Annotated in this window: 14 protein-coding genes; 7 read left to right on the top strand and 7 right to left on the bottom strand. The window is 63.1% G+C overall.

What is annotated here, in order from left to right; genetic code table 11:
* Positions 1 to 88 precede the first annotated feature (88 nt).
* On the bottom strand, positions 89 to 1,771 hold the full coding sequence (locus ACNJ7E_RS34800) for an AMP-binding protein (protein ID WP_418342027.1): 1,683 nt from the start codon (positions 1,769 to 1,771) through the stop codon (positions 89 to 91).
* Between the two features lie 1,173 nt (positions 1,772 to 2,944).
* Here ACNJ7E_RS34800 and ACNJ7E_RS34795 point away from each other — a divergent pair.
* The 7 genes from ACNJ7E_RS34795 to ACNJ7E_RS34765 all read left to right on the top strand — a co-directional run bounded on the left by ACNJ7E_RS34795 (position 2,945) and on the right by ACNJ7E_RS34765 (position 14,069).
* Complete coding sequence (locus ACNJ7E_RS34795) at positions 2,945 to 4,393, top strand: aldehyde dehydrogenase family protein (RefSeq protein WP_005242222.1); 1,449 nt, start codon at positions 2,945 to 2,947, stop codon at positions 4,391 to 4,393.
* A gap of 2,300 nt (positions 4,394 to 6,693) precedes the next feature.
* Positions 6,694 to 8,037 carry an MFS transporter gene (locus ACNJ7E_RS34790; protein ID WP_197436105.1) on the top strand — a complete coding sequence of 448 codons (1,344 nt, stop codon included), beginning with the start codon at positions 6,694 to 6,696 and terminating at the stop codon, positions 8,035 to 8,037.
* Positions 8,038 to 8,082: 45 nt separating this feature from the next.
* Entirely contained in the window at positions 8,083 to 9,141 is a 1,059-nt protein-coding gene (locus ACNJ7E_RS34785; protein ID WP_418342026.1) for an amidohydrolase family protein, read from the top strand.
* Between the two features lie 288 nt (positions 9,142 to 9,429).
* On the top strand, positions 9,430 to 10,152 hold the full coding sequence (locus tag ACNJ7E_RS34780) for a FadR/GntR family transcriptional regulator (protein ID WP_418342025.1): 723 nt from the start codon (positions 9,430 to 9,432) through the stop codon (positions 10,150 to 10,152).
* A gap of 175 nt (positions 10,153 to 10,327) precedes the next feature.
* On the top strand, positions 10,328 to 11,245 hold the full coding sequence (locus ACNJ7E_RS34775) for an NAD-dependent epimerase/dehydratase family protein (RefSeq protein WP_418342024.1): 918 nt from the start codon (positions 10,328 to 10,330) through the stop codon (positions 11,243 to 11,245).
* A 390-nt stretch (positions 11,246 to 11,635) separates the two neighbouring features.
* Positions 11,636 to 12,997: an MFS transporter gene (locus tag ACNJ7E_RS34770; protein WP_418342023.1), complete on the top strand. Its 1,362-nt coding sequence runs from the start codon at positions 11,636 to 11,638 to the stop codon at positions 12,995 to 12,997.
* Positions 12,998 to 13,052: 55 nt separating this feature from the next.
* Positions 13,053 to 14,069, top strand: coding sequence for a zinc-binding dehydrogenase (locus ACNJ7E_RS34765; protein WP_418342022.1), 1,017 nt, complete (start codon positions 13,053 to 13,055; stop codon positions 14,067 to 14,069).
* Positions 14,070 to 14,285: 216 nt separating this feature from the next.
* Here the strand turns inward: ACNJ7E_RS34765 and ACNJ7E_RS34760 are convergent, their stop codons facing one another.
* The 6 genes from ACNJ7E_RS34760 to ACNJ7E_RS34735 form a co-directional block, all read right to left on the bottom strand.
* Positions 14,286 to 14,813: a TetR/AcrR family transcriptional regulator gene (locus tag ACNJ7E_RS34760; protein WP_418342021.1), complete on the bottom strand. Its 528-nt coding sequence runs from the start codon at positions 14,811 to 14,813 to the stop codon at positions 14,286 to 14,288.
* A complete protein-coding gene (locus ACNJ7E_RS34755; protein WP_418342020.1) occupies positions 14,810 to 16,801 on the bottom strand; it encodes an MFS transporter in 1,992 nt (663 codons plus the stop codon). The genes ACNJ7E_RS34760 and ACNJ7E_RS34755 overlap by 4 nt, the downstream gene beginning before the upstream one ends.
* A 265-nt stretch (positions 16,802 to 17,066) precedes the next feature.
* Positions 17,067 to 17,468 (bottom strand): cyclophilin-like fold protein, encoded by a 402-nt coding sequence (locus ACNJ7E_RS34750; protein ID WP_418342019.1) that lies wholly within the window; start codon positions 17,466 to 17,468, stop codon positions 17,067 to 17,069.
* Between the two features lie 186 nt (positions 17,469 to 17,654).
* Positions 17,655 to 18,041, bottom strand: coding sequence for a DUF2255 family protein (locus ACNJ7E_RS34745; protein ID WP_418342018.1), 387 nt, complete (start codon positions 18,039 to 18,041; stop codon positions 17,655 to 17,657).
* A complete protein-coding gene (locus tag ACNJ7E_RS34740; protein WP_418342017.1) occupies positions 18,038 to 18,847 on the bottom strand; it encodes a zinc-binding dehydrogenase in 810 nt (269 codons plus the stop codon). Before ACNJ7E_RS34740 ends, ACNJ7E_RS34745 begins: the two co-directional genes overlap by 4 nt.
* Positions 18,848 to 19,006, bottom strand: a complete 159-nt coding sequence (locus ACNJ7E_RS34735) for a hypothetical protein (protein WP_418342016.1) — start codon at positions 19,004 to 19,006, stop codon at positions 18,848 to 18,850.
* Between the last annotated feature and the right edge of the window lie 37 nt (positions 19,007 to 19,043).

Genomic DNA, 19,043 nt, shown 5'->3' with positions numbered 1-19,043 from the left:
TCGGCAGCGGAGGGAGACCCGGACATCAAACACCTTCAATCAAAGTGAAAGTCGAGTAGGTTACTGGTGCAGATTGAGCCATCTAGAATCACGTGCTGACGGTTCCGGATGGCTGTGCGGACGCTCCGACGGCGAGTCGCTCGCGCAGCTCGACCTTGCGGATTTTTCCGCTCATGGTCTTCGGCATATCGTCGACGACTATCACCCGCTCGGGGCAGTACCGCTTGGCGAGGCCGGACTCGGTCAAGAAGATCCGGAGTTCGTCGACGTTCAACGACGTGCCCGCCTGACAACGCAGGAATGCACATGCTCGTTCACCGAGCCGCTCGTCGGGATAACCGACGACCGCCACCTCGGTCACCCCGGGATGCCGGAAGATCAGGCTTTCGACTGAGCCCACCGGGATGTTTTCGCCTCCACGGATGATGATGTCTTTGGTGCGGCCGGTGATGGTCACCGACCCTTGCGAATCACGCACCGCGGTGTCGCCGGTCGCGAACCAACCCTCGCCGTCGAATGCCTCCTGCGTCGCCTCAGGACGGTGGTAGTACCCGACGAACATGCCCGTACCGCGCAGCCACAAGGCACCCTCGGTGCCGTCGGGCGCCTCGGCACCCTCGGGATCGCGGATGCTGATCTCGGCACTGTCGAGCCGCACACCATCGGTCTCACGGTTGATGTTCCCGAGACCCGGCCGGCCGGAGACCGCAATACCGAACTCGGTCATACCCCACGCGGGAATCACCGCGCATCCGAGCGCTCGCTCCGCCTCGGCCATCAGCGGCCGCGGGATCGGCGCACCGGCTACGACGATAAGTGAGAGCGTGTCAGCCTCCTCTCGGGTGAGGCCGGCGGTCCGCAGCAAGTCGATCAGGAAAGTCGGTGAGCCGACCATGCAGGTGATGCGAGCCCCGTGGATGATCTGTGCCCCGACTTCCGGGCTCCATTTCTCCACGAAGACCGCCGTGCCTCCGAGGTGCACCGTCAGAAGGGCTCCCCAGAAGAATCCCGTCGAATGTCCGACTGGCGACATGACGAGGTTGCGCATCGGTTGCCCGAGCGAGTCGTGCCCGACATGGGCGGCCCAGCCGCGAACCACCACGTCAAGCGTGGTGTGCAGATTCATCACGGCCTTCGGTTCGCTCGTCGTTCCCGACGTGAAGGCGAGCTGCGCGATCCCGAGAGGGTCGACGGGAACCGGCTCGAACGTGTCGGCTGGGCACATCAGGGAATCGAGCGTGACGGTGTCACCGACTGGCTCGCCGACGATCACGACCTCCAGTCCCTCGTCGTCGCGCACTCTCGCGGGTATTGCCGTGGACACGACGTCGCGACCGCCGTGGAAGCGGGACACGATCAGCATCTTTGTGCCGGTTGTCTTGGTCATGAATTCGACTTCGTGGGTCCCATACGTGATCGGAATTCCCGAGTACGTCGCACCCGCCCGCAGGATGCCGTAGACGATCCCGAGAAACTCTGCCGAGTTCGTCATCATCACCGTCACCACGTCACGGGGACGCACGCCCCGCGCCTGTAGCCCCGCCGCGACCCTGCGGCTCATCTCGTCCAGCTCCGCGAACGTCATTTCCCGTACCGCCTGACCATGGTGGTCAACACTTACCGCCGCCACCCGCTGGGGGTACTTGACTACCGCATCGTCGAGAAACGTACTCAACGAGGTGACCGACCATTGGCCGGTGTCCAGCCGGCGCTGGGCTTCAGTATCCGGCACGATGCTGCCCTCGGGTAGCCCTTGGATGGTCGAGCTCATTTCGCCTCCGAAAACTGTTCTGTACAAGGAAGACTGATCACAACTGATTCCACTCGACGCTTACCCTGATGTGCGGACGGGTTGACCGGCACTGGGCCGTAGGGTCCTCGCCGCGCAGCGCGGCGATGTTGCTGTCGAGGGCCGCCTTGGCGTGCTTCGCGAGCGAAATCCGTTGTGGCACTGACAAGCCGCAACACTCGATAACCGTACGAGTGGCAACTCGGATGCCGAGAGCTCGCGCTGCCCTCGGCGACCCAGCGGACAGCGGGGTGAGTAGTGCCGCCCCACGACCGCAACAAACCACTCCGGCGAGAAAACATGCGTTCCCGCGCAAGACGGACGGACGTTCCAGCGAAGTAGCGGAGCACCTGATGTGCGAGACCGGTCCGCGAGGGGGAGCCACCGGTCCGGCAGCTGATCAGGTTGCTGACGATACCGAACGTGGCAAGCGCGAGAACACTCGCCGACGCAGACGCCACCCAAATGGGGTCGCCCGCCAGGCTGGCAAGTGTCACTGCCAGCGATACGACGATCAGCAACATCAGCACAGCCCACGCGTTGAGGGTGGCGCGCCAGGTACCGGTGCTTGACCTGTAAGCGCATTGACCTAGACACACTTTCTTGACATCAAGGAAAACTGACTGACCTAAGTGAAGGTTGTCACACTATTACCTATAGATGGATTGTTCGTCAATCCGTCCGTGGGGCTTGGTTTCTCCGCGCCGGCCACATGAACGCCCCGCCCGGTCGGCAACCTCGCCCGGAGAATCGCGATGAATCCAACCTATGACTTGTCCGTCGGCGCCTCCGGCACCGGGCTGGCGACCGTGCGAGCGGCCGCGGCACGGGAATTGGAAGCCGCTGGCGGACAGGCACTGGAATGGCATGTGATGTGTCCCGGTGGGGAGGAGGTCGCAGCCACAGTGGCTGCAGATTCGCATCTCCGCGCGGTCGCCGGTGTCGGTGGTCCGCGGGCGGCTTTCCGGTAGCCACGTCGCCGGGTCGTCAACCCTACCCGCATGCAGCGTGGTCACCGCGGCCGTTGATGCTGGTATAGGGGTCAGTACCGACGGTGTTGCGGGTGCCTCCCCTTAGAATGAGAAAAAGGTTGACACCAAGCAGTCGTATAATTAGTCTGACATTAAGCAAATCTGCTCGCTTTGGAGGAAGTCAATGGACCACTTCGACAAGTTGTACATCGACGGCGAATGGGTCTCGCCGTCCATCTCGGGGACCCGTCCCTTGATCAACCCAGCGACGGAAGAGCCGTGGGCGACTGTCTCCTCGGGCGGCGGAGTCGATGATGTGGACCTCGCAGTAGCGGCAGCTAAGCGAGCGTTCATTCGCTTCTCCAGGACCTCGGTCAATGAGCGCATCGAACTCATCGACCGCATTATTGCGGCCTACGAGCGCCGCGAGACGGAGCTGTCCGAGCTGATCGCCAAAGAAGTAGGCATCCCCATTTCGTTCAAAGGCCAGGTGAAGTCCTCGGCCGGTCACATGCGAGTCGCGCGGGACGTGATCCGAGATTACGAGTTTGAACGGCAACTCGACGACACCATCATTCGACGAGAACCGATCGGCGTGTGCGGCCTCATCTCACCATGGAATTGGCCGATTCAGACCTCCGTCATTAAAGTCATCTACGGAATCGCTGCGGGTTGCACAATGGTGCTCAAGCCATCGGATGCATCGCCCGCCTCGGGCGTTGCACTGGCAGAAGTCATGCATGAAGCGGGAACTCCGCCGGGTGTATTCAACCTGGTAATCGGTCGTGGCAGTGTGGTGGGCGACCGGCTCTCGCGGCACCCGGACGTGGATATGATCTCGTTCACCGGTTCGACCACCGCGGGACGTCAGGTGGGCGAGGCGGCCGCTCAGACTGTCAAGCGAACCTGCCTGGAGCTGGGTGGCAAGTCCGCGAACATCGTGCTGACCGACGGCGACCTGGAGAAGGCCGCACATTTCAACATTCAGCGCGGCTTCTCGAACTCCGGCCAATCCTGCCATGCGCCGAGCCGGTTGCTGGTGCACGAGAGTCAAGTGGAGGACATCCTTCCCTTCTTGGTCGACGCGATCAACCTGATGCGAGTCGGCGACCCGAGCGATCCGAACACCACGCACGGACCGCTCGTTCACGCGCAGCAGTTCAACAGTGTTCAGCGTCATATCGAGATCGGGCTGCGGGAAGGGGCGCGAGTCGTCACCGGCGGCCTGGGGCGTATCGACGGCTTCGACCAGGGATTTTTCTGCAAGCCCACCGTCCTGGCGGACGTCACTCCCGACATGACCTTGGCCAAGGAGGAGATCTTCGGTCCGGTCTTGGTCGTCATGCCGTACCGCACAGAGGAACAAGCGTTGGAGATTGCCAACGATTCGATCTTCGGACTTGGCGGTTACGTGTTCAGCGAGGACCGCAAGCGCGGGTACGAGTTCGCATCCGGACTTCGCGCGGGTCGTATCTGCTACAACGGTTCCAGTCCCAATCAGACTACACCGATGGGTGGCTACAAGGAATCGGGTATCGGCCGCTCAATGGGCGTCTACGGCTTGGAGGAGTACCTCGAAGTCAAGTCGGTGTACGGGTTCGAAGAAGAGGCACGTGTACTTCCCCGCCTCTAGCCTGTCCTGATAAGTCCTGGTCGAATAGCGCGACCAGGGCTGGCTGCAGAGCCGTGTAGTCAGTGGGGACGGCCGGCGGCGTTGGGCCCAGGCGTCACGGGAGACTGATTCGATCGGTTTCGAGGGAACTTCTTGCAGGGCTGATGGTTCAATATCTGTTTGGCGTTGTGCATGGTGCTCATCTGACCGAAGACCGGTTCGATGGTGGCCTTCCGGCGGGCCTATGCCGCCCGACCTTTCCGGGTAGCCCGTTTGCAGGCCACGCGCTGCTTGCCGTTCGCGGGCTTGGGGATCCGCCCGCGAGGACGCCGCTGGTGGGTCGCCATGGCACCGATGCCCGGTCACGGGACCGGCGCCCGCTCGCGACATAGAATTAGATGCCTTGTTCGGCGGCGAACTCGGCGGCCCGGTCCGAGTTGTCGGCCGAGTAGTAGTGGGAGTCGGCGAGGACCTGCCCGGTGTTCGCCGCCGTCTGTTCGGTCATCGGCATCAGATTGCCGGCATCGACGGCATTTGTGTGCACGTCGGTGGCCGCGATCCCTGAGGCTTCTCGTCGACCACGACCTCCGCGTTGGAACACTGCGCGAAGGCCCCGTCGCCGGTCAGCCGTCGTCCCGGTCCGCTCCCGTGCCGCCTGCCGAGCCTCTTCCGTGAGGGCGGCCTTCGCCTCCCGGATCGTCGCCAACCGGGTTCCCGATGCCGCGATACCTCGGGCAGCTCGTCGCCACGCCGGTTCTCGCTGAGCTCGGCGTCTTCGGCCTCGTCGAGACCTCGCGGCGAGGGCCTCCTCCTTCTCCGACATGCGGGCGTAGCTCGTCGCCTTGGGTTTTGGAGGCGTTAGTCCGCAACTTCGTCCCGTCCAACAACCGCCCAGCCTGATCATGCCCGCGGCCTGGCAACGCCAACGCCTGTACGAACAGGGCCCGAGGGCGGACGGGCGCCGCTTGCGGACCCGGGTGATCGCCGGATAGTCCGCCACCCCGCTCCGAGCACCGGAACAGCCACGTCATCGGTGCATTTGCGATCGATCGCCCGGGACGAGCGCACTCCGGTGGTGCAGCCGTTGAGTAGGATGAGCACAATCAGCCTCGGATCATGTTGGGGCGCCGCGGCTCTCGGTGTACGCGTCGGGGATCCGGGTCAAGTCCAGGTGCTCGTCGACGAGTTCCGCGATAGGCCAGAGGCTCGGCGGGCACCCAGTCGTCGACCGGTGGCGGCAGCAACAAACCCTCATCCGGGTCAAACGCACGAAATTTCTTATCCACCAGTGGCTTCGGCACCCGGAATCAGGTTTGCCCGGCTGCGCCAGGGGCTACCTCGAACGAACCACCATCATCGAGATCATCAGGCACGCCTCATCATCGCGCGCCCCCGCCCATCACCCGAACACCTCCGCTGGGCGTGTTGCCGACCGCACTTAGGTGTTCGCTGTAGCGGACGGCCAGGTATTGCACGCCACGGTTCGGGTGCAGGGTGCCCGGCGCCGAAGATCCTGGTCGTCGTGACGGCCTGAATCCCATCTCCTACGCGTCCAGTGCGAGATCGGTGCGCAGTTAGGTCAACACTTGCCGGCCTACGACCCGCGTCGGGGGAACACATCGAGCATGAACGCCGCATAAACGAACCTGGGGAACTTTCGGCAGTACGTTCTGTCGGACACCACAACTGGCGCGGAGGCCCGTTCGGGCCGTTCGGAGCTTGATGGGAGTGAGTCCCAGGCGTTGCCAAGCGACAAGCCGTGCTAACAATAACAGACGCGCCATTGCTAGATGTTTGACAGTCAGATAATAGTCTGGTCTACTGATCACCGAGTGAGCGCAATCACAGTCACCCCCGTGTCAATAAGTGCAGCGAAACAAGCGATACATGGGGGATCTCGGCTTCGGGTGCCGGAAGACCCGACCGGGCCACGCGAGATGAGTAGGAGAACTCACTGTGACACCGAGGGACGTTGTACTCGTAGTCGCTTTTGGATTCACCGGGTCGCGCCTGGTCGAACAGTTGAGGGCAGCAGGTAATAATTCTGTTCTCAAAGCACCGACACGGAGCTCAGCTGTACGTCAGCGGGGACGAACATGTTCGTCTACCGGCGTTTGGCATGTCCGCTCGCAACCCAGATGTCCGAATTCCGGCGAAGCCCTAGATCAGCGTATCGCTGTGCTGCAGAGCAAATACGCAACATTGCAAATAGCTCTCGACCGGAAAGGCGTCGGTACCTCTCGTGCCCTCATGGCGAAATGTCGGCAGGTCGAGATTGTGCCTCGCGCTTACTTCTCCATCCCAAACCTGAAGGCAGAATCATGAGCACTATGCAGCCAGATGCGATATCCGGCCAATCGTCCCCACCTCGTAAGACGAGCTTTGCCAGGCTCGGCACGGCCCTCTTCCTGGGTACCGCGCTCGAGTGGTACGACTACTTCGTCTACGGCGTCGCAGCCGCGCTGGTGCTGAACAAGCTCTTCTTCCCTACGTACAACCCCACCGTCGGCACCTTGTTTGCCTTCGGCACCTTCGCATCGGCGTGGCTCATGCGGCCCTTGGGCGCGTTCATTTTCGGCCACCTCGGCGACCGTCTTGGCAGGCGGTCGGTACTGTTCATGACCCTGATCGGCATGGGCGTGGCCACGATCGCGACCGGCCTGCTGCCCACATACGATCAGATAGGTTTCTGGGCCCCGCTGCTGCTCGTCCTGTTCCGGATGATTCAAGGTCTGTCGGCCGGTGGTGAGTTCTCCGGCGTCGCCACCATGTCGATTGAGCATGCGCCGCCACACCTGCGCGGGCGCTACACCAGCGTCGCTCAGATGGGTATTCCGGCGGCCCTCGTGGGGGCCAACCTTGTCAGCCTGGCCGCCTACTTCATGCCCGAGGACGCGCTGGAGAGCTACGGCTGGCGTATTCCGTTCCTGGTCAGTGCATTGATCTTCCCGATCGCGCTGTTCATTCGGCTAAAGCTGGAAGAATCGCCGGTGTTCGAGGAGAAGAAGGCAGAGAACGCTCTCGTCAGCAACCCGGCGAGGGAAGTCATTCGCAACCACTGGCGGACGATGCTGGCGCTCGGATTCGCCAACGGTGGACTCGGTGCGGCTTTCTACGCGTACAGCACCTATGCGGTGAACTACGGGTCGGCCGAGGCCGGCTTGGCGAAGACGACCGTGCTGATGGCAGTCATCGTTGCGGGATTGGTTCACCTGGCCTGTGTGGGGATTGTCGGCTGGAATTCCGACCGTATCGGCCCGAAGCGAGTGTTCCTCTCTGCCCTGACACTGCTGGCGGTCGCTCCGATTCCGGTCTTCTGGATCATTCACACAGGCAACCCCATCGCCATCATCGCGGCAATGATCATCGGCCTGGGAATCGGCCATGGAGTGGCGTATTCGGTTACCGCGCTGCTCTTCACCACCGTCTTCCCGCCGGAGCTTCGCTACACAGGTTCTGCCATCACCTACCAGGTATCCGCGGCGCTTCTGTCGGGGCCGGTGCCGATCGTCATGGCGGCCCTCGTCGGGGCAGGCGGCGGCACGCCCTGGTACGCAGCAATCTTCCTCATGGGAATCTGCACGGCCGGTCTGATCGGCGCGATCCTCCTCGACCCTGCGGCACGGAAGTCGCGTGCTGTCGCGGCGGCGCGCGGCGAGGTCTGATCGAATGGCTGAGTCCGCCTTGATAACCGGATGGCTGGGGTAGGCATGGCACTGGACGCGCGCTTCTACAAGCTCTCCGAGCACGGACGGCCGACTGAGTTCGGCACGATCTTCGAACCGTCTGACGAGTGGCTGGCGAAGCAGTCGGCAGAGGCGGTGTTCGAGCCGGACCTGCCGATCGTCGATTCCCATCACCATCTCTGGGAGCACCCGTACGTCTACGATCGTTCCGGCTTCGAGGCGGACATCCAGTCCGGTCACCACGTCGAGGCCACGGTTTATGTGGAATGCGGAGCCGGCTACCGCGATTCTGGACCGGTCGAACTGCGGCCGCTCGGGGAGACCGAGTACGTAGCCGCGGCGGCCGGTTCGTCGAGCGCCGGAGTGGACGTGGCGGCCGGCATCGTGGGATTCGCCGACCTCACACTGGGTGCCGCAGTCGAGCCGGTTCTGGCAGAGCACATGGCGGCTGGTCGCGGGAGATTTCGGGGTGTCCGGTTCAGCACCGGATGGGATGCGAGTCCCGAGATCGCGAACACGCAGTCCGGGAAACGACCCGGGATGCTCCGAGAAGCGAAAATCCTTGACGGGGCTCGTGTCCTGGCACGAAACTCGCTCACCCTCGACGCCTGGCTGTTTCATACCCAATTGGACGACGTCGCGGCACTGGCGGATGCTGTTCCGGATTTGAAGGTCGTGGTAAACCATAGCGGTGGCCCTCTGGGGTACGGCCGCTATGCGTCGGACCAATCAGGCCAGTTCGACCAATGGCGGGACGGCATTCGGCAGGTCGCGAAGCGGCCGAACGTCTGGTGCAAAATCGGGGGGCTCGTGGCCCGCGGAGCCATGTACGACTACCTCACCGCGCCGGAACCTCCCGGCTCCGACGAGCTGGCTCGTCTCTGGTCGCCCTGGCTCGAGGTGTGCGCCGAGGAGTTCGGCGCGAAGCGTTGCATGTTCGAGAGCAACTTCCCGGTCGACAAGATGGGCACCTCGTATCGCGTGCTCTGGAATGCCTACAAGCGGTTCGCGAGTTCGGCATCACGGGAGGAGCGGGAGCTGATGTTCGGAGGCTCGGCCCGTAAGTTTTACAGCCTGCTCTGATCCCGGTGCACAGGCCGAACTAGAGCCCCGCCTCTCCGCCGATGAAGTGAATCGGGGAGCACTTGTAGTTGTGAGAGTAGTAGCCGGGATCGTCTGCAGGTAGCATGACTTCTACAGGTAGAATACTGTCAGATTTTTTAACGTCTGATTTAACGACCTCTGACGAAACATCTGCAGATCGAACAGGCCAATGATCTGCAGCGCTGACAATTTGCAGCATGGACGCTGTAGGGCGGTTGAAGTGTCAGCTGACCTGGCATGACGCGTACGAAGCAGGCTGGAGACCCGATGACATCGACCACCGAAAGCAACACGTTCAAGGCGCTGCAGGTGACCCGCCCGCGTGACCAGGTGGAAGGCCAGCTGCGCGAGGCGATCCTGGACGGGCGCTTCACGCAGGGCGAGAAGCTTCCGCCCGAGACCGAGCTGGCTCAGCAGTTCGGTGTCAGCCGCCCCACGGTTCGAGAAGCACTTGGAGCGCTGGTGAGCGCGGGGCTGATCCGCAAGATTCCGGGCGTCGCTGGTGGCAGCTTCGTGAATACGGTGACGCCGGATTCCCTCAGCCGGATGCTCAGCGAGTCGATGGACACCATCGTGCGCATTGGCGCGCTGAATATCGACGAGATCACCGAGGTCCGCCGCGTTCTCGAGATCCCCGCCACGGAGTGGGCGGCCCGCAACCGGAGCGAAGCCGACATCGCCACGATGAAGGACGTCATCGAGCAGCAGAAAAACATTGCCATCGATGATCCAGACATCCCGGACCTCGACCTGCGTTTCCACACCGCGATCGGCTACGCATCAGGCAATCGCCTGCTGGCCGCGTTCATCGCTTCCGTGCATGACGCAACGCACCCCGCCCAATTCCTTGACGTCACACCAGATGTCGCGCAGAAAACGGTGCGACAACACATCGCGATCGAGGCGGCGATCGAGGCAGGCGACGCCGAGAAGGCCGGAGCTGCCATGCGTGAGCACCTCGACTTCGTGCTCCGCTGTTCACTTACATAATTACCCTTTATTTGTCAGACAATACTGGTATTGTCAGCTGAGGAAAATCATATCCTTTACTAACAGGCTCCGCGTATTGCCGGTCCGCCGCCGTACGCGCGTCCTGCGCTTGGAGGCACCCATGGACAGCACCCGACCGACTTCACCGTCCGATGAACGGCCCCAGCGTGTTCTCGTGACCGGAGCGGCAGGGTTCGTCGGCTCTCACGTGGTGGAGCTCCTGGCCACCGATCCTCGCGCAGAAGTTATCGCCACCGACGCGGGCGGAGAATCCCGACTGAACGAGCTCGGCAGACTCGACGGGGTGTCCGTGCATTTGGCAGACCTGCGAGACCCGTCAGCGATCGCCTCCCTCGTCGTCGACACCGACGTCGTCGTCCATCTGGCCGCGGTCCGCACCCAGGCATCGGCCGAGCGGCCGCGCGATGCCCACGACGTCAACGTAGGGGCGACGTATGACCTACTCGCCGCCGCGCGCGCCGCCGACACCAAGCGGGTCGTCCTGGGTTCCTCGCACACCGTCTACGGATCCTTCCAGGACCCGCATCGCGAGCCGTTCGCCGAAGATCACCCCTGGCCCTGTTCCGGAATCAACATGTACGCGGCAACGAAGCTGGCCGGCGAGGCCTACCTCGAAGCGTTCGCATCCGCTGGCGGGCCCGACTACGTAGCTCTGCGGTTGGGGACCATTTACGGCCCGCGCAGCAGCCCGGGCTCGAACGCGACCCTCATGACCGACCTCATCACGGCCATCCGTGCGGGCACCACACCGACGATCCCGTGGGCGTCGACGGCACAACACGGCCTGATCCATGTCGACGATGTCGCCGAAGCTGTCCGACGCGCGGTGTTCTCCGACGCGACGCGCATGCCGATCAACGTGTCGGGGTTGCCGCGCACGTCGAAGGAGATCTACGGAACCTTGGCCGACATGCTCGGGGCCGACCCCGCCAGCATCGTCTTCGACGAGAACCGGACCAGGTATCAGTTGGTCAGCCAGGCGCGCCTGAAACAGGTTCTGGACTTCACGCCGGCGGTGTCACTCGAGGACGGACTGCGCAGCGTCATCGACTGGTTCGACGCGCAAAGCTAGAGTTCTGCGCGTTGTCTCTGGTGAAGTTGAGATTTCTCCACGGCAACGCGACCTAGGATTTGCCTCGCGCCAAGAGCGCTATCCAGCGGGACGTCACTAGCGTCAGCGTCCGGGCACCCTGTTCTGAATTTGCCGACACGCCAAACTGTTTCAGCGTGTCGAGCTGGACACTTTCCCTTGGTCGAGCTCCAGGAACGTCCAGACCACTTGCAACGCTGTGTCTTGATCGGTCCTAAGGTCAGATCCCACACGCAATAAATAACAGTATGACTATGCCAATCTGCGAACTGAATGCGTAGATGGACTGCGAGTCAGTCTTGGCGCCCGCTTGTACGGCGCGCTCGGCGGAGTCCAGCGACGCTGGCCAAATGAAGGAGAAAAGCGCCCGTCATGCGATCCAAAATTGCCAGTCCGCGCACCAGGCCTGTCTCGATGCGGCGCCTGGCCATCGCTAGCTGTGTCGGGACCACGATCGAGCTCGCCGACTTCGGGCTGTTTGCACTTGCCGCCGCAATGGTGTTCCCTCACATCTTCTTCCCTGCGTTGGGAGATGCGGCTGGACTAACGGCGTCACTGGCCACATTTGGTGTCGCGTTCGTGGCCCGCCCTTTCGGGAGCATCTTGTTCGGCCATTTCGGCGACCGCATGGGACGTAAGGGCACGCTTGTCGCAACCCTAACCCTTATGGGTGTCTCCACCGTGTTGGTCGGTTTCATACCGCCTGCCTCCCAGATTGGTGTGCTTGCACCCATAATCCTTGTGACGCTGCGGTTTATTCAGGGACTTGCCGTCGGCGGGGAGTGGGCGGGCGCCGTCCTCACGACCGCTGAGTATGCGCCTGCGGGCCGACGCGGATTTTGGTCCATGTTCGCGTCACTCGGCGGGGGGTTCGGTGCGATCCTCAGCAGCGCGCTGGTGGTCGGCGGAGGCCTCGGCATGAGCGACCAAGATTACCTGAGCTGGGGATGGCGAGTCCCCTTCATCGCCAGCATCATCCTGGTCGGGGTCGGGCTCTGGGCCCGGCTGAACATCGACGAGACGCCAGTCTTCAAGGCCGAAGTCGAGCGCCGCGGAGCACCGAAAGCCCCCTTCGTGCAGGCGTTCAAGGCTCAGCCACGCGAGATCATCTTGGCCTCCGGCACCATGCTGATGATCTACTCGTCCTATTACCTCGGCATCACGTTCCTGACAAATTACGGTGGGACGCACCTAGGCATCGCTCGAACGCCGACGCTTCTCATGGCGTTGGCCGCGACTGTGTTTTACACCATCGGCATCTTCCTGGGTGGTCTCACCGCCGACCGATACGGGCGCCGCCTGACCATGGCCGTCGCCGCGACGGCAGCCGTGATCTTTCCGCTGATAATGTTCCCCGTACTCAACGCTGGCGGATTCGCCGGCCTCGCCGTCGCCATGTGTATCACGATGTTCATCACTGGCACGGCGACAGGTCCGATTGGCGCGTTCCTTTCTGAACTGTTCCGCACCCAATATCGCTACAGCGCCGCCGGTTTCAGCTACAACTTCGCGGGCATCGCCGGCGGCGCCATCCCGCCGCTGTTCGCCGCCTCCATCACCCAAGCTTTGGGCGCCTACATGTACGGGGTACTGGTGTCCCTGCTGAGCCTTCTGAGCCTAGCGTGCGTGCTATTGCTCAAAGACGACGCTGGACGAGACCTCACGTCGGAGGTCGGCGCCCGACCACGGCCGACGTTCGCCGAATCGTCTGAGCGAACCCGGACCACGACTTAGGTAGGCACATATCGAGATCCGAGACTGAGATCTTCAAGATACGAAAGGAAACACGATGCAAGGACTGGTATTCACCGGTCACAAGGAAGTCGAGCTACGAGATTTCACTAAGCCGACACCCGGCCCCGGCGAAGTCGTCATCGCGGTGAAGGCCTCCGGCCTCTGCGGAAGTGACCTACATCAGTATCGCGCGAGTGATCCATCCGGATGCATAGTCGGTCATGAGCCGTGCGGAACAATCGACTCCACCGGTCCGGGCGTCGACCCGCGTGTCGCTGCTGTCGGAGACCGCGTCACAATCCATCACTATGCGGGATGCACCGTATGTGACCAGTGCCGGGCCGGTTGGTTTCAACTCTGCCGACGCACCACCATCCGCTATGGCGCGGATGCCAACGGCTCACACGCACAATATATGCTCGCTCCGGCAGTGACGGTCGTCAAGATTGACGACTCCCTGTCCTACGAAGCGGGTGCCGCCATTGGATGCGGGACGGGGACCGCGTGGGGAGCAATACAGCGGCTGGGAAACATAGGCGGCAACTCACTGATCGTGTTCGGACAGGGGCCTGTCGGGTTGTCGGCGACGATGCTTGCCACAGCGATGGGAGCACGCGTAATCGCCATCGACGTCGAAGCGACACGATTGGAACGAGCGACCGCGTTCGGAGCGTCCGCCACCGTTAATGCGTCCACAACGGACCCGCATGACGCGATCATGGAACTGACAAATGGGCGCGGAGCATCCCACGTGCTTGAAACGTCGGGCGCCGCTCGAGCAGGAGCGAGTGCGCTCGCCTCGCTCGAGCCATGGGCAAGAGTTTGTTTCCTCGGTCTGGGCGGCGCGCCGGTCGAGCTCAATGTCCGCTCGTTGATGCGAACCCAGGCAACAATCATGACGTCCTGGACGCTGTCGATCGTTGAGCTGGCCAGGTGCCTGGAGTTCATTACCGAGCGAGATCTGCCAGTTTCAGACCTCTTCAGTCACCGCTGGCGCCTCGACCAGGCAGAGGAAGCCTACGCCGAATTCGACAAACAGAATGCTGGCAAAGGTGTTTTCCTTTTCGGTTGAGGCCCGGAGCGAGCGTCGGGAACGTCTGGTGATTTCTCGCCTGTGGGCCTGACGTTCCCCCGGTACCGTGCGGAAGCCGTGGTGCGGTTGACGTTTGCCGCACCGCGGACCCCAATTGAGTGCCAGGTGTGCGCGGATTCTGGCTGAGCTCGCTCCGGCACCCCGTCGACCCCGCCGTAGCCGCGCTCGGCGTAGGGGAGTAGTCGGCCCGTGCAGTCAACTGTCGAGTAGTTGCTGCACGAGCGTGCCGTATCGGCGCACCACTTCGTCGCTGCGCTGTGAGCAGGCGTCGGCACCAAAGATTCTCAGCATGGTAGCGAAACCGACGAGGGCGCTCACTGCGAGTTCGGCGCGCAGTCGTGCGTCGACGTCCCCGCCGAACCGCTCGGTGAGCGGGTCGACGTAACCGCTGGTGAAATGTTGTATCACCGACTGGTGGTCCGGCGCGGTGAGTCGGAGCATGATTGCCCGTGTCATGGGTTCGACCGTGTCGGCATAAAATCGGTCGAATATATCGCGCACAAGCGCCTGGCCGAGGTCGGAACTGGGACAGGCAGGAAGTGGTAGCGGTTCAACCGTAGCCACTTCGAGAAACAATTCCTGTTTATTACCAACGCATTTCATCACCATGGCGGGGGACAACTTCGCGAGTGCCGCGATGTCGCGAATGGTGACCTGGCTGTAACCGCGTTCGGAAAAGAGTGCGGCGGCCGCCGCGATAGCGGCGTCTCTCGCCCGGCTCATTGCACCACCGCCTCGTCGACACGCGCGGTCGTTTCGGCCAGCTCAGTTGGTTCGTTCAGTTCGAGATCGACGACAAGCGATCCTCCCCAGACGGTGACCGCACGCGCCACGGTCGAAATGTGGGTGAATGCAGTAAGTATGTACCTCCCGTTCGGGGGAAGCGGCATCTCGTAGGAACCGACCGGCCACGTTTTCGTGGTACCGACGGCCTCGCCGCTCTGCCGGGTCAGCACGACGACAGCGCCTGCGAGTGGGCCGCGCGGATCGGTCACCGTGCCGGTGATGGTCAATCGCTCGTTCAGGATGATTGTGCCCATGTTGGCTTCTGCGACGAGGTCTGCGAGTCGGGAGTCGGGAGTCCAGCCCTCTGCGGCGGTGACTACGAGGTAGCGCCCGGATCCGGGAATGGCGACCGAGAAGTCGCCCGCTGAGTCCACCTGGCTCCAGTCGACCTGATCTCCGGATTGGGTGAGAACAGTGACGACGGCGCGACGGATGGGTCTTTCGGATTTGCTGAGCACGCGGCCGCGTGCCACTGCGGCGCGAATGCGACCGGGTTGTTCGGGTGACTCTTCTTGAGCTTCACGCAAACCGAGTATGGACAGCGCGATCAGCCCTGCCGTAAGCGAGGCCGCGGCGGCAAGCCAGAACACCAGCAGGAGGGCTCCGAAGCTCGGGAAGACGTCATCTGCGACACGTTGAACGCTCATCGTGGTGACCGCCGCCATCACGGCGCTGGCGGTCGACGTACCGATGTACCGGAGCAGGGTGTTCAGGCCGTTCGCCGATGCGGATTCCGTCACCGGCACTGCGCGCATGATCAGCGTGGGCAACGCGGCGTAGGTCATGGATGTCCCTGCCCCTACCAGCACCGCACCTGTCACGATCTGCCAGACGCTGTCGCTCAGGTAGACCCGGGCGACGTAGGAACCGGCCATGATCATTGCCCCGGCAAGCAGGGTCATCTGGGGACCGTATCTGCGGATGAGTACCGCCGATACCGGAGCCGTCACTCCGAAGATCAACCCGATCGGGGCCATCCATAGTCCGGTGCTCAGAACGTCGAAGCCGAGGCCGTAGCCGGAGGTCACCGGCAGCTGTAGGAGCTGTGGGGTTACCAGCATGTTCGCGAACATTGCAAAACCCAGCAACAGCGAGGCGAGGTTGACAAGGAAAACAGGCGGTCGCGCCGCGACACGGACATTGACCAGCGGGTTGCGTACTCGGAGCTCCATGGGTACCCAAACGATGAGCAACAGCACCCCGGCGGCCGCCAGAGAAATAGTGAGACGCGAGGTCCATCCCCAGTGCGCTCCCTTGGACACCGCAAGCATCACGGCCGTCAGAGCAACCGTCCCAACTATCGCCCCGCGGTAGTCGAAGGATCCGCCGGTCTGTACCGGAGACTCGTCGATCACTCGCCAGACTGCCGCGAGAACGACCATTCCAACGACGCCGGTGACCCAGAAGATGGCATGCCAGTCCAGATGCGCCGCGATCAACCCGGACAGGGGCAGGCCGGCACCCGAACCGATGGCCAGGCTCGCGCTCATCAACGCCACGCCGAGCGGCACACGCTCTCGCGGCAGCTCATCACGCATGATTGCGATACCCACCGGTACCAGCGACAGTCCGACGCCTTGCATGGCCCTGGCCGTAATCACGAGCGCGAGATCGGTGCTCAGCGCACCGAGTGCCGAGCCGAGCACCATTGCCGCGAGCGCGACCATCATCATCCGTTTCTTCCCGAACATGTCGGCGAGGCGGGTGACGGTCGGTATCGAGATGGCACCGAACAAAAGGGTCGCGGTGACAAGCCACGAAACATTGTCGGCAGTGGTGCCGAGCAACTCCGGAAGGTCGGGAAGCAGCGGAAGGACGAGGGTCTGCTGAAGGGAGACCACGGTGCCGGTCAGGGCAAGCGTCGCAACCACTATCCAGCTACGTGACGACGACTCGGACGCGGAGATGTCGAAGGGCGGACTCACGGAACTCCTCGTAGCAATGGTGAACATGCGTTTACTCATCGAGTAAACCACTGTTCACCAGCTGACGTCGAAACGAGGACGGGTGTGTCCGGACGGAGGGGCGTGGCTGTTGGGTAGCGTGCGGCAGACATCCGGCGAAGCCGTGCCCTCCCAGTCGATTCGTCTGTTGTGGTTGATTTGAGAGGCATTTGGCCGCCTGTGCTAGCCCGACGCGTCGCGCTGGGCTTGCCTGACGTGTGACCGAGGGGAGGGGTCGCCTGGTCGTTCACGGGAGGGCTTCCACGGTGACGTCGCGTCCTTCGAGGTATTGGAGGTCGTCGAGGCTGGCTGCGTAGCTGCCGAGTACGACGGAGTCGGCGGCGTGGGTGCCGGGGTCGGTGGTGTACCAGAATCCGACGTTGCCCCAGGGGATGTAGTACAGGAAGTCGCCCTGGTTCAGGATTGAGCCTTCGGTTTCCTCGTGGTCGAGTTCGCGGGGCAGGTAGCTGATCTTCTCGTTGCCAGCGAAGTCCTCGAACTCGAGCGTCAGCGGGAGCATCGACAGGAAGTCCTGGGCAGCCGGATTGTCTGCCATGGTGACGTGGATCGACGTGTCACCGGCGGTGAAGCGGACGGTCGTGCGTACTGCGTCATGGGAGGCCGTCGTGTCGAGTATGCGGGGTGTCAATGACGACGTCGGTGCAGTCGATGGTGGAGGAGCCCCTGTGCCATCGTCGGTCGTGTTGGTGCTGCGGGCGGCAAGCAGCAGTGGCAAGGTCGCGGCGAATGTGAATACGAATGCTGAGGCGAGGGGCTTTGATCGCACGGAAGAGTTCCTTTCACACGGGTCGATGGTGGACGCGATTTGTTCTGCTCAGGCTTGTGGAGCGGGGCGCGGGGTGACTTCGACGGTGGCGGCCTTGGGGCCGGAAGCGACCATGGGTGGCAGGTAACTGCTGGCTGCGTACTTGGTTCGGTACGCGGCGTCGATCCGATCCTTCAGTCCTGGGTCGGCAGAGCGGAATGCGACGTCGTAGGTTGCGCCAGCGGTGGTGATCTGCCCGGCCCGCTGGGCGATGGCGGCCTGGTACCAGCGGGAGCGGGTGCCGTTCCAGGCTCGGACGAACAGGCGCCCGTCGACCACCACGGACCAGATCCAGGTCGGGGTGCCGGGCGTGATGCCATCTGCGCGGAAGGGTGCGATGTGCAGGTCGTCGACGTTGGCGATCCACTCAATGTCTGGGGACGGCCAAGGGTTCATGTGTCGTCCTTTCGTCGGAGGGTTCGTGGACGGGGAATTCGAGGATTATGCGATCGCGCACCCCGCCGGCGTCCAGAAGCCCGGTGCGCTTCCGGTGCTTCGGCGGCGGGCAACACCGTCCCGACCCTCATGGTCAGGACGCCCTCATTGACTAGGTCGCGCAGGTGAGTGATTGCGGGATGGTCGGTCGCGCGTTGCCGCACGTTCAGACCGTGCACCTGGATCCCGCGTCCTGGATCCCCGTGGTAGTGGCGGAAGGTGGCCAGTTGCCCGCCGTCGCGGATCGCACCGACAATGTCGTCGCCGAGTAGCGCGGCATCGGCGACCGCATCCACCCCGCCCGGGACAAGCGCGACGACCTCGCGCGCGGCGTCCGGTCCGCGATGAACGATCTGGTCGGCGCCGAACGAGCGGACCAGGTCGTCGTCCCCAGGTCCTGCGATGGTGATGACCCGGAGGCCTGCGTGGTGGGCGAGCTGGGCGAGGTATCCGCCGGCCGCGCCGGTGACCAGTAGCGTCGCCACAAAAGGAAGGTGGAGGGCCTCGAGCGCGTTGAGCGCAGTCATCGAGTTGATGAAGCTCGCCGCCTCCGGTGCGGACGCCTCCTCGGGGATGCGGGTGACCGACGCGGCGGGCAGGACGACGTAGTCGCTGTAACCGCCGTGTGCGCCGAGATTGTCCACGAATCCGACGATCTTCTGCCCGGCCTCGACCGCCAGAGCCGGGTCGATGTCGTCGATGACCTCGTCGACGACGCCCGCGACCTCCATGCCTGGCACGAACGGTGGGTTCGGCCCAGCGTTCATCTAGGCCAATAGTCCGGTGCGGAGCATCGCGTCGACCGGCGCGACAGCGGCGGCGTGGACCTGGATGTGCACCTGCCCGGGGCCGGGATGCGGGTCCGGGAGATCGACCGGATGGAGGACGTCGGGTCCTCCGTATGTCTCGAGTGCGATGGCTTTCATTCTGATTCGCTTTCGTCAGCGCAGAGAGCGTCGCTTC

The sequence above is a fragment of the Rhodococcus mengyinensis genome (assembly GCF_048381435.1).
Classification (GTDB): Bacteria; Actinomycetota; Actinomycetes; order Mycobacteriales; family Mycobacteriaceae; genus Rhodococcus_F; species Rhodococcus_F opacus_D.
This window is presented reverse-complemented; position numbering and strand designations above follow the sequence as displayed.